This is a genomic window from Rhodococcus sp. P4_B6 (assembly GCF_056402215.1).
Map to the genome: position 1 here is coordinate 24,632 of NZ_JBFUHV010000090.1, position 9,726 is coordinate 34,357.

Consider the following 9,726-nt stretch of genomic DNA (forward strand, 5'->3'; position numbering starts at 1 on the left):
CAGATTGACTGACATGATGGATGGATGCCACCCAGTGATTCGCCGCGCGGCCGTCGGATCGTCCTCCTCCGGCACGGCGAAACGGAATGGGCCCGTTGGGGTAAACACACCGGCCGGACCGACGTCCACCTCACCGAACTGGGTGAATCCCAGGCACGGCAGGTGGGCCCGGCGATGGACGCCCTCGCGCTACGCGACCCCCTCGTCATCGTCAGCCCGCGGCAACGCGCCCAGGAGACGGCGGAACTGGCGGGTTTGAAGATCCAGCGCACCTGGGACGCGCTCGCCGAATGGGACTACGGGATCTACGAGGGCATGACGACGCCCGAGATCCGGCAGCAGGTGCCGGACTGGACAGTGTGGACGCACCCGTGCCCGCGCGGCGAACAGGCCGAGCAGGTGCACACCCGCTGCGACCTCGTCCTGTCCGTCGCGCATTCCCAACTGGTCGACCGTGACGTGATCCTCGTCGGGCACGGCCACTTCTCCCGCGCGCTCATCGCGCGCTGGGCGGAGCTTCCCGTCAGCGAGGGGCGCCGGTTCGCGATGTCGCCGGGCGCGTACTCCGTCCTCGGCTTCGAGCACGGGGCGCAACAGGTGATCAGCCACAACGTGACGACGGAAGGTGCCCGATGATCAGACGCGCAGTACCCGAGGACGTCTCCGCGATCACCGCGATGATCTACGAACTGGCCGAATACCAGAAGGCCCGGGACGAGTGCACCGTCACCGCCGACCAGATAGACGACGCCCTGTTCGGTCCGCAGCCGTCCACGTTCGCCCACGTCGCGACGAACGACGACGACCGGGTCGTCGGGATCGCGGTGTGGTTCCGGAACTTCTCCACATGGGACGGAACGCACGGCATCTATCTCGAGGACCTGTTCGTCAGCCCGTCCGAACGCGGTTCCGGTCACGGCAAAGCCCTGCTCGCCACGCTCGCGAAGGAGTGCGTCGACAACGGCTACACGCGGCTGTCGTGGTCGGTGGTCAACTGGAACAAGCCGTCGATCGCGTTCTACGAGTCCCTCGACGCGCGACCGCAGGACGAGTGGACGACGTACCGGCTCACCGGGGATCCGCTCGGCCGCCTCGCGTCCGAGGTGAGTTAGCGCTCGGACGGGTTGTCGGCGTCGGCTTCCTGGCCGTACTCGGCGGCCATCCATTTCGACGTCGGGCTGCTGAACAGGCACCCGAGGGCTCCCACCACGACGACGCCGAGCAGCACACCGAAGAACGGCTGGTGGGAATCGGTGAGCAGCGACCACGCCACCGGAAGCAGCAGCAGTTGGGCGACGATCGCGATCGCCCGCCCCCAGCGCCTGCCGAAGATCAGGGCGAGCCCGGCGGCCAGCACGGCGCCACCGAGAATGGCGAACCAGGCGGCGGTGCCGTATCCGCTGCTGACGCTCTGGTCGTGCCCCAGCAGCCCCCGGACCACCAGCACCACGGCGACACCGACCGCCACCGCGCCCTCGAGCGACACCAGGGCGCCCGCCGCGCGGACCGTGGTGGGCGTGGACTTGCTGAGAGACGGCTTCGGCACGTCGGCCAGCCTAGAACACCCCGCCGCCGGCGGCCTCGGACGGTGACACGTGCCGCCCCGGCTAGGCTTGGGCCCCGTGCGCGCGCTGCTGATCGTCAACCCCAATGCCACATCGACGACCCCGGCCGGGCGGGACCTGCTCGCGCACGCGCTGTCGAGCCGGGTGCGGTTGACGGTCGCGCACACGACGCACCGCGGCCACGCCGCCGAACTGGCGCAGCAGGCCTGCGTCGACGGGATGGGCCTGATCATCGTCCACGGCGGCGACGGCACCGTGAACGAGGTGGTCAACGGGCTGCTCGGCACCCCGGACCCGAAGTCGATGAGCGCGGTGACGGTGGGGCCGATACCCCCGATCGCCGTCGTCCCCGGCGGATCGGCGAACGTGTTCGCCCGCTCGCTCGGCATCGCTCCCGACCCGGTGGACGCCACCAACCAGCTCATCGATCTCCTCTCCCACCGGCAGCGGCGCAGGATCGGGCTCGCCCACTGTGACCACCGCTGGTTCACGTTCAACGCGGGCGTCGGCTGGGACGCCCAGGTGTGTGAGGCGGTCGACATGCACCGCAAGAACGGGCGCCCCGCCACACCGGCGCAATACGTCCGCGCGGCGGTGCGCGTGTTCTTCCGGTCGAAGTACGCGGAGCCGACCCTCACCGTCGAGGTTCCCGATCGCGATCCGGTCGAGGGCGTTCATTACGCCTTCGTGTCGAACGCGAGTCCCTGGACGTATCTGAACAAGCGGGAAGTCCACACCAATCCCGACACCACCTACGACACCGGCCTCGGGGTGTTCGCGATGCGATCCACCGCGATCCTCACCACTCTGCGGGTGGCGCGCCAGCTGCTGACCCCCGGCACCCGGCCGAAAGCGAAGAAACTCGTCCGGGTCGACGACGTGCCGCGCGTGCGGATCTCCGCGTCGGAGCCGATCGGACTGCAGATGGACGGCGACTACATCGGACTTCGCAACGTGGTGGAGTTCGTGTCGGTGCCCGACGCGCTGGATGTCGTCGCGCCGCCGCGACCCTGAGCAATTCTCGAGTATCCCCGTTTTCACCTAGCGGGAAGCGCCGGCGCGAGGTAAAAAGGACGGCGCGCCTCGAAGGGCAGCCTAACTACGTGAGCTCCCCCACGGTGCGGCGGTTTTCTATTGACATCCCGCCAGTTCGTGAAAGCATTCACAAGCAACAGTGCGGAAACATTCTCTACGCACACATGAACTCATGAAGACGAAACGGTGCACGACGCACCCAGTTAAGGAGCAGAAGGATGGACTGGCGCCACAAGGCAATCTGTCGCGACGAAGACCCCGAGTTGTTCTTCCCCGTGGGCAACAGCGGTCCGGCTCTCGCGCAGATTGCTGATGCCAAGGTTGTCTGCAACCGCTGCCCGGTGACCGCCGAATGCCTCTCGTGGGCACTCGAGTCGGGCCAGGACGCCGGTGTGTGGGGCGGCATGAGCGAAGACGAGCGTCGCGCACTCAAGCGCCGGAACGCTCGGACGCGTGCACGCACCACCGTCTGATACTTCAGAAGGAGACGGGCCCGGCACCACATGGTGCCGGGCCTTTTGCTTGCCCGCCGGTCAGTACCGCGGTCCACGACGGCCCAGCGGTACGCGTAACACGGCATCCGTTCCACCCTCCGCCCCCGGGTGCAGACCCAGCGAACCGTTCAGTTCGGCGGCCACCAGGGTCCGGACGATCTGCAGACCGAGCCGGTCGGACCGCTCGAGGCTGAAACCGGGCGGCAGTCCCCTGCCGTTGTCGTGAATCACGACGTCCAGCCAGCGCGCCGACCGTTCCGCCCTCATCGTGACGGTGCCCGCGGCGCCCGGTTCGAAGGCGTGCTCGATCGCGTTCTGCACGAGTTCGGTCAGCACCATCACCAGCGGTGTGGCCCGCTCCGCGGAGAACACCCCGAAGCTGCCCTCCCGGCGGACCTTGATCGGGGTGCTCACCGTCGCCACATCGGACAGGATCGGCACGAGCCGGTCGACGACCTCGTCGAGGTTCACCTCCTCGTCCACCGACATCGACAGCGTGTCGTGCACGAGGGCGATCGACGTGACGCGGCGCACCGATTCGCTGAGCGCCTGACGGGCCTCCTCGTTGTTGGTGCGGCGGGCCTGCAACCGCAGCAACGCCGCCACGGTCTGCAGATTGTTCTTCACCCGGTGATGGATCTCGCGGATCGTCGCATCCTTGCTGAGCAGGGCACGATCCCGCCTCTTCACCTCCGTGACGTCCCGCACGACGACGGCGGCGCCGACCCGCTTGCCGCCGGGTTTGAGTACCAGGGCCCGCAGCAGGACGGTCGCTCCCCGGGCCTCGATCTCCATCCGGCGGCCCGGCTTGTCGGCGATCGTGTCGCGGATGTATCCGGCGACCTCCTGCGACTCGAACGGATCCGTCACGAGTGATCGTGTGGTGGCGGCGAGGTTCTGGCCGATCAGGTCCGAGCTCAGACCCATCCGGTGGTACGCCGACAGCGCGTTCGGACTCGCGTAGACCACGCTGCCGTCGGTGTCCAGGCGGATGAAGCCGTCGCCGGCGCGGGGGCTCGAGTTGGTGTCCGAGCGGGCCTCACGGATCGGGAACGTGCCGTCGCTGATCATCTGGCACAGGTCCTCCGCGCAGTCGAGATACGCCACCTCGAGCGGACTCTGCGCCCGCTGGTGCGACAGGTTGGTGTCGCGGCTCAGGACGGCGATCACCTCGCCGTTCCACCGCACCGGGACCGCGTCGCCGCGCGGCGGCAGACCCGCGTGCCCGCCGCCGTCCTCGGGGCGCACGACGTTGCCCTCCAGCAGCGCCTGCAGCACCTGCGGGTGTTCCGACTCCGACACGACGGTCCCGACGACGTCCTCCGGGAACGCGGTCGACGCGGTGGTGGGCCTGCAGTGCGCGACGCAGATCACGGTGCCGGTCGGGTTGGTGGCCGCGGAGTCCGCTCCGACCCACAGCAGAACGTCCGCGAAGGAGAGGTCGGCGAGCAACTGCCATTCGCCGACGACGCGCTGGAGGTGGTCGACGGCCTCGCCGGGCAGGTCGGTGTGTTCGGCGAGCAGATCGCTCAGGGTCGACATCGTGGGGTGTGTCAGTCAGCTCAGGAGATGACCGCGATCAGGTCGCCCTGCTGGATCACGTCGCCGACCTTGACGTCCACGGAGGTGACCGTGCCGGGTTCTTCGGCGATGACAGGGATCTCCATCTTCATCGACTCGAGGATGACGAGGGTGTCGCCTTCCTTCACCTCGTCACCCGCGCTCACCACAACCTGATACACCGTCGAAACCATTTCGGCGCGCACGTCTTCTGCCATTGTGATCCTTCACTCCCGGGTGTCGAGAAAGCCCTGTTGCAAGGACACCCAACCACACGTGGAAGACTGTGGTGAAAAGAAGGGAGATCTACTCATGGGTAAGCGTGGTCGCAAGAAGCGCAGTCGCAAGGGCAACGCCGCAAACCACGGCAAGCGTCCCAACGCCTGACGCGCCGTAGAACGCACCAGGGGCCGGAAAGCAGCGATGCTTTCCGGCCCCTGATTGCTGTTCTGACGGGTTACGACTCGGGTTCGGTATTCGTGATGAGGATCGTCCGCCGCAACTCGATGGAGAGCCTCTGACGCAGGCTCTCGGGTGCGTGCTCACCGCCGCACTTGCGGTTCACGAGGCTCTTGACCTTCTCCTCGATGCCGTACGCCTCAAGGCACGACCCGCACTCGTCGAGGTGCCGCTGCAGCCGCGCCCGCGAGGCCTCGTCGCATTCACTGTCCAGCATCAGCCAGACGTCCGCGATGACGGCGGAGCAGTCGAGCTGCTCGAATTCGTCCTGCTCGCTCACCGAGAAACCTCCTGCTCCGCACTCACTACACTGTCGCCGGCCACCTCGTCGGTGCCGCCACGGTTGAATCCTCGTTCGCGTGCGACGTCGGCGAGCAGACCCCGGAGCTGCTTGCGCCCGCGGTGCAGTCGCGACATCACGGTCCCGATCGGGGTGCCCATGATCTCGGCGATCTCCTTGTAGGGAAAGCCCTCGACATCGGCGTAGTAGACGGCCATCCGGAACTCCTCGGGCAGGGCCTGAAGGGCTTCCTTGATGTCGTCGTCGGGGAGCGCGTCCAGTGCCTCGACCTCGGCGGACCGCAGCCCGGTCGACGAATGCTCCGCCGTCGCCGCCAGCTGCCAGTCGGTGATCTCGTCGGTCGGGTACTGCGCGGGCTGCCGCTGCTTCTTGCGGTACGAGTTGATGTACGTGTTCGTGAGAATCCGGTACAGCCACGCCTTGAGGTTGGTGCCCTCGCGGAACGACCGGAACGCCGTGTAGGCCTTCACGTACGTTTCCTGCACGAGGTCCTCGGCGTCCGCCGGGTTCCGGGTCATCCTCAGAGCAGCGCCGTACAGCTGATCCAGAAGTGGGAGCGCATCCCTTTCGAAACGCGCGATCAACTCGTCCTGTGGCTCGGCCTTCTCTGCCGTCGGACGGTCATGTTCCTGCACGCTGATCCCTTCGGTCGCCGTGGGCGTCAACGTTACCGCCAACTGCAGACGCGACGTGGGCTCGATTACCGAGGACATCACGATACGGACCACTCCCTTCGATGCACGGGTCTTCTGCAGGTACCAACACGACTCCCGCCCGCGGTGTTCCCGCACCGCGTGGCAGAGTGTTCGTCCATGGCCGGAACTGCCACTCCCGCGACGAAGTTGCTCGTCACACAGCGCATCGACCACACCGTGCACAGCTACGCGCACGACGAGCGGGCGGAGTCGTACGGTTCGGAGGCCGTCGACGCGCTGGGCGAGACGGTCGGCGTCACCGCCCACCAGGTGTTCAAGACGCTCGTGATCAAACTCGACACGGGCAAGCTGGCGGTGGCGGTCCTGCCGGTGCCGGAGAAACTGTCCCTGAAGGCGGCGGCCGCGGCGCTGGGCGCAGGCAAGGCCGTGATGGCGGACCGCACCGAGGCCGAGCGCTCCACCGGTTACGTGTTCGGCGGCATCTCCCCGCTCGGACAGCGGAAAACACTTCCGACGGTCGTCGACGCGTCGGCGCTCGACTGGGACCGGGTGCTGTGCAGCGCGGGCAGGCGCGGACTCGAGATCGAACTCGCACCCGCCGATCTGGTGCGGCTCAGCGGAGCTGTCACCGCGGCGGTCACAGCAGGCTGATCTGCTCCCCCACCTGCGCGTCGTCGCGACCGGCCGCGTCGGGGTCGAGGAGTTCCGGACCGTTGTTCTTCACGCTGTTCACCAGCGTGGACACCCGCCGGACCGTGATGTCGGCGATGGCGTCGGGTGACACCTCGAGCAGGTCCGTGGACGCGGGGTGCTCGGGATCGAGCCACGCGGCCCAGCGGTCGCGGGGCATCACGAGCGGCATCCGGTCGTGCACGTTCTCGAGCTGGGCGGCGGAGTCGACGGTGATGATGCTGCAGCTCAGGACGGGCGGCGACTCCTCGACCGCGGGATCGTGCCAGACCGACCACAGCCCGGCCATGTACAGGCGCGAGCCGTCCTCCGGCGACATGTAGTACGGAATCTTCTTCGCCTTGCCCGCCTTCTTCCCGGCGGCCGCCGGCTCGGTCTCGGTCTGCCACTCGTACCAGCCGTCCATCGGCACGAGGCAGCGCTTGTACTTGAACGAGGTCCGGAAGGCGGGCTTGTTGTCGACCGAATCCGCCCGGGCGTTGAACAGCACCGGGCCCTTGCCGAGCTCCTTCGTCCACGACGGCACGAGACCCCACCGCATCCGCCGGATCCGACGGGCGTCGTGCCGGTCGACCACCGTGAGGACCTGCGTGGTGGGCGCCACGTTGAAGTCGGGCGGACTCTCGTCCTCGCCGGCCTCGTTGATCGCGTCGAGGTCGGCCGCGAGTGTCGCCGGATTCGCAGTGGTCGCATACCTGCCGCACATGCCCACCAGAGTGGCACGAACCACCGACACCCGCGACACGCCGCCCACCCCGCCCGGCGACCCGCCCGATAGGCGAAGATGGAGACCGTGAGCCTGAGCCTGTGGAACGCCCCCCGTGCCGAAGCGCCCGTCGTCGCGACGGTCGCCCTCCCCGGATCGAAGTCGATCACCAATCGCGCGCTGATCCTCGCCGCACTCGCGGACGCTCCGTCCACCCTCACCGGGGCACTGCGCAGCCGGGACACCGACCTCATGATCGACGCACTCCGGACGCTGGGGATCGGCATCGAGACGGCCGGCGCCGACACGACGCTGCGGGTCACTCCCGGACGCCTCCGGGGCGGTGCGGTCGACTGCGGCCTGGCGGGCACCGTCATGCGGTTCCTTCCGCCGGTCGCCGCGCTCGCCGAGGGAACGGTCGACTTCGACGGCGACAAGCAGGCGCGTACCCGCCCGCTCGACACGATCCTGAACGCGCTGCGCGGTCTCGGCGCGGACATCGACGGCGACTCCCTGCCGTTCACCGTCCGCGGCGCGGGCTCCCTGCGCGGTGGCCGGGTCACGATCGACGCGTCCGGTTCTTCGCAGTTCGTGTCCGGGCTGCTGCTGTCTGCCGCCGCGTTCGACGAGGGCGTCACGGTTCATCACGACGGCAAGACGGTCCCGTCGATGCCGCACATCGACATGACGGTCGAGATGCTGCGCGAGTCGGGTGTCGAGGTCTCCACCCCGGCGACGGGCGGGGAGGCCGACACGTGGCGAGTGAGCCCCGGTCCGGTGCGGGCCGTCGACCGGGTGATCGAGCCCGACCTGTCGAATGCCACCGCCTTCCTCGCCGCCGCCGCCGTCACCGGCGGTGAGGTGACCGTTCCGCTGTGGCCTGCCGAGACGACGCAGCCCGGCGACGCGATTCGCGAGATCCTGCTGGCGATGGGCGCCGACGTCCGGCGGGACGGGGCGAACCTCACCGTCCGCGGCCCCCAGCAGCTGACCGGCATCGACATCGACCTGCACGACGTCGGCGAACTCACCCCGACCGTCGCGGCGCTCGCGGCACTCGCGGACGGCCCGTCCCGCCTGCGCGGCATCGCGCATCTGCGCGGACACGAGACCGACCGGCTGGCCGCGCTCGCGCACGAGATCAACTCGCTCGGCGGAAACGTCACCGAGACCGAGGACGGCCTCACGATCGTGCCCGCCGACCTGCACGGCGGGAGGTGGCGTTCCTACGCCGACCACCGGATGGCGACGGCCGGAGCCATCGTCGGGCTGCGGGTCGACGGCATCGAGATCGAGGACATCGGCACCACGGCGAAGACGCTGCCCGGTTTCGAGAACCTGTGGGCCACAATGCTGTCCGCGGCTGCGGGCACCGGTCGGAAGGCGAGCTTCTGAGTCGCAGGCAGTACGACGAGTCCGACGTCCGGGTGCGCCCGGGCCGAGGAACGCGCCCGCGCACGAAAACCCGGCCGGAGCACCTCGCCGCCGAGTCGGCGATGGTCGTCGCCGTCGACCGCGGCCGGTGGGGTTGCGTTCTGGGCGGCGACCCCGAGCGTCCCCTTGTCACCATGCGCGCCCGCGAACTGGGCCGCACCCCCATCGTGGTGGGCGACGAGGTGAGCGTCGTCGGCGATCTGTCCGGCAAACCCGACACCCTGGCGCGGATCGTGCGGGTGGCCGAGCGCGCCACGGTGCTGCGGCGCACCGCCGACGACACCGACCCGTACGAGCGGATCGTGGTGGCCAACGCGCAGCAGTTGCTGATCGTCGTGGCGCTCGCCGACCCGCCGCCGCGGACGGGATTCGTCGAACGCGCGCTCGTCGCCGCGTACGCGGGCGGGCTGAGCCCCATCGTGTGCCTGACGAAGAGCGACCTCGAGCCGCCCGAGGAGTTCGCGAGCGCGTTCGCCGACCTCGACGTCCCCGTGGTCGTGGCAGGCCGCGACGATCCGGTCGACGAGGTCCTGTCCATGCTGTCCGGCAGGCTCACCGCGCTGATCGGGCATTCGGGGGTCGGGAAGTCGACTCTCGTCAACCGTCTCGTGCCCGACGCCGACCGGGCCGTCGGCGTGGTGTCCGGCGTGGGCAAGGGCCGGCACACGTCCACGCAATCGGTCGCGCTGCCGCTCCCGTCGGGCGGCTGGGTGATCGACACCCCGGGCATCCGGTCGTTCGGACTGGCCCACATCTCCCCGGAGAACGTGGTGGCCGCGTTCTCCGATCTGGCCGCGGCCATCGAGGACTGCCCGCGAGGGTGTAC

The 9,726-nt window shown here is 68.8% G+C and carries 14 protein-coding genes; 8 read left to right on the top strand and 6 right to left on the bottom strand.

The window, feature by feature from the left end; genetic code table 11:
* The first annotated feature begins 24 nt into the window (after nucleotides 1-24).
* Both AC1DWT_RS31570 and AC1DWT_RS31575 read left to right on the top strand, forming a co-directional pair.
* A complete protein-coding gene (locus tag AC1DWT_RS31570; protein ID WP_072937647.1) occupies nucleotides 25-636 on the top strand; it encodes an acid phosphatase in 612 nt (203 codons plus the stop codon).
* A complete protein-coding gene (locus AC1DWT_RS31575) occupies nucleotides 633-1,112 on the top strand; it encodes a GNAT family N-acetyltransferase (protein ID WP_072937646.1) in 480 nt (159 codons plus the stop codon). Before AC1DWT_RS31570 ends, AC1DWT_RS31575 begins: the two co-directional genes overlap by 4 nt.
* On the opposite strand, the gene AC1DWT_RS31580 is transcribed toward AC1DWT_RS31575, so the two are convergent.
* On the bottom strand, nucleotides 1,109-1,546 hold the full coding sequence (locus tag AC1DWT_RS31580) for a hypothetical protein (RefSeq protein WP_095860844.1): 438 nt from the start codon (nucleotides 1,544-1,546) through the stop codon (nucleotides 1,109-1,111). The genes AC1DWT_RS31575 and AC1DWT_RS31580 overlap by 4 nt on opposite strands.
* Nucleotides 1,547-1,622: 76 nt before the next feature.
* On the opposite strand from AC1DWT_RS31580, the gene AC1DWT_RS31585 reads away from it, so the two are divergent.
* Both AC1DWT_RS31585 and AC1DWT_RS31590 read left to right on the top strand, forming a co-directional pair.
* The gene (locus AC1DWT_RS31585) at nucleotides 1,623-2,579 is read left to right on the top strand and encodes a diacylglycerol/lipid kinase family protein (RefSeq protein WP_387486474.1); all 957 of its coding nucleotides are present in this window, start codon (nucleotides 1,623-1,625) and stop codon (nucleotides 2,577-2,579) included.
* Nucleotides 2,580-2,818: 239 nt separating this feature from the next.
* Complete coding sequence (locus AC1DWT_RS31590; RefSeq protein ID WP_005240099.1) at nucleotides 2,819-3,073, top strand: WhiB family transcriptional regulator; 255 nt, start codon at nucleotides 2,819-2,821, stop codon at nucleotides 3,071-3,073.
* 60 nt (nucleotides 3,074-3,133) lie between these two features.
* Here AC1DWT_RS31590 and AC1DWT_RS31595 read toward each other — a convergent pair whose 3' ends face one another.
* Together AC1DWT_RS31595 and AC1DWT_RS31600 are read right to left on the bottom strand one after the other, a co-directional pair.
* Nucleotides 3,134-4,636, bottom strand: coding sequence for a sensor histidine kinase (locus AC1DWT_RS31595; protein ID WP_072937643.1), 1,503 nt, complete (start codon nucleotides 4,634-4,636; stop codon nucleotides 3,134-3,136).
* A 20-nt stretch (nucleotides 4,637-4,656) separates the two neighbouring features.
* The gene (locus AC1DWT_RS31600; protein WP_005240095.1) at nucleotides 4,657-4,872 is read right to left on the bottom strand and encodes a biotin/lipoyl-binding carrier protein; all 216 of its coding nucleotides are present in this window, start codon (nucleotides 4,870-4,872) and stop codon (nucleotides 4,657-4,659) included.
* A 94-nt stretch (nucleotides 4,873-4,966) separates the two neighbouring features.
* Between AC1DWT_RS31600 and AC1DWT_RS31605 the strand changes: the two genes are divergently transcribed.
* The gene (locus AC1DWT_RS31605; protein ID WP_022597109.1) at nucleotides 4,967-5,041 is read left to right on the top strand and encodes a 50S ribosomal protein bL37; all 75 of its coding nucleotides are present in this window, start codon (nucleotides 4,967-4,969) and stop codon (nucleotides 5,039-5,041) included.
* Nucleotides 5,042-5,111: 70 nt separating this feature from the next.
* Here the strand turns inward: AC1DWT_RS31605 and rsrA are convergent, their stop codons facing one another.
* Together rsrA and AC1DWT_RS31615 are read right to left on the bottom strand one after the other, a co-directional pair.
* Nucleotides 5,112-5,393, bottom strand: coding sequence for a mycothiol system anti-sigma-R factor (gene rsrA, locus AC1DWT_RS31610; protein WP_072937642.1), 282 nt, complete (start codon nucleotides 5,391-5,393; stop codon nucleotides 5,112-5,114).
* Entirely contained in the window at nucleotides 5,390-6,127 is a 738-nt protein-coding gene (locus AC1DWT_RS31615) for a sigma-70 family RNA polymerase sigma factor (protein WP_072937788.1), read from the bottom strand. The genes rsrA and AC1DWT_RS31615 overlap by 4 nt, the downstream gene beginning before the upstream one ends.
* A 99-nt stretch (nucleotides 6,128-6,226) precedes the next feature.
* Here AC1DWT_RS31615 and ybaK point away from each other — a divergent pair, with 99 nt between their 5' ends.
* Nucleotides 6,227-6,721, top strand: a complete 495-nt coding sequence (gene ybaK, locus AC1DWT_RS31620; protein ID WP_072937787.1) for a Cys-tRNA(Pro) deacylase — start codon at nucleotides 6,227-6,229, stop codon at nucleotides 6,719-6,721.
* Here the strand turns inward: ybaK and AC1DWT_RS31625 are convergent.
* Complete coding sequence (locus AC1DWT_RS31625) at nucleotides 6,708-7,466, bottom strand: SOS response-associated peptidase (protein ID WP_072937641.1); 759 nt, start codon at nucleotides 7,464-7,466, stop codon at nucleotides 6,708-6,710. The two genes, ybaK and AC1DWT_RS31625, sit on opposite strands and share 14 nt — an antisense overlap.
* Before the next feature lie 78 nt (nucleotides 7,467-7,544).
* Between AC1DWT_RS31625 and aroA the strand changes: the two genes are divergently transcribed.
* Nucleotides 7,545-8,861: a 3-phosphoshikimate 1-carboxyvinyltransferase gene (gene aroA, locus AC1DWT_RS31630; protein WP_477923682.1), complete on the top strand. Its 1,317-nt coding sequence runs from the start codon at nucleotides 7,545-7,547 to the stop codon at nucleotides 8,859-8,861.
* Nucleotides 8,807-9,726, top strand: a 920-nt coding sequence (gene rsgA / locus AC1DWT_RS31635; RefSeq protein ID WP_477923684.1) for a ribosome small subunit-dependent GTPase A, incomplete at its 3' end; no start/stop codon positions are given. The genes aroA and rsgA, both read left to right, overlap by 55 nt.

Excerpts from the sequence above, each read along its gene's own strand:
- AC1DWT_RS31570 (WP_072937647.1), top strand. The coding sequence starts at position 25 with ATGCCACCCAGTGATTCGCCGCGCGGCCGTCGGATCGTCCTCCTCCGG.
- AC1DWT_RS31575 (WP_072937646.1), top strand. The coding sequence starts at position 633 with ATGATCAGACGCGCAGTACCCGAGGACGTCTCCGCGATCACCGCGATG.
- AC1DWT_RS31590 (WP_005240099.1), top strand. The coding sequence starts at position 2,819 with ATGGACTGGCGCCACAAGGCAATCTGTCGCGACGAAGACCCCGAGTTG.
- AC1DWT_RS31595 (WP_072937643.1), bottom strand. The coding sequence starts at position 4,636 with ATGTCGACCCTGAGCGATCTGCTCGCCGAACACACCGACCTGCCCGGC.
- AC1DWT_RS31600 (WP_005240095.1), bottom strand. The coding sequence starts at position 4,872 with ATGGCAGAAGACGTGCGCGCCGAAATGGTTTCGACGGTGTATCAGGTT.
- AC1DWT_RS31615 (WP_072937788.1), bottom strand. The coding sequence starts at position 6,127 with ATGTCCTCGGTAATCGAGCCCACGTCGCGTCTGCAGTTGGCGGTAACG.
- ybaK (WP_072937787.1), top strand. The coding sequence starts at position 6,227 with ATGGCCGGAACTGCCACTCCCGCGACGAAGTTGCTCGTCACACAGCGC.
- AC1DWT_RS31625 (WP_072937641.1), bottom strand. The coding sequence starts at position 7,466 with ATGTGCGGCAGGTATGCGACCACTGCGAATCCGGCGACACTCGCGGCC.
- aroA (WP_477923682.1), top strand. The coding sequence starts at position 7,545 with ATGGAGACCGTGAGCCTGAGCCTGTGGAACGCCCCCCGTGCCGAAGCG.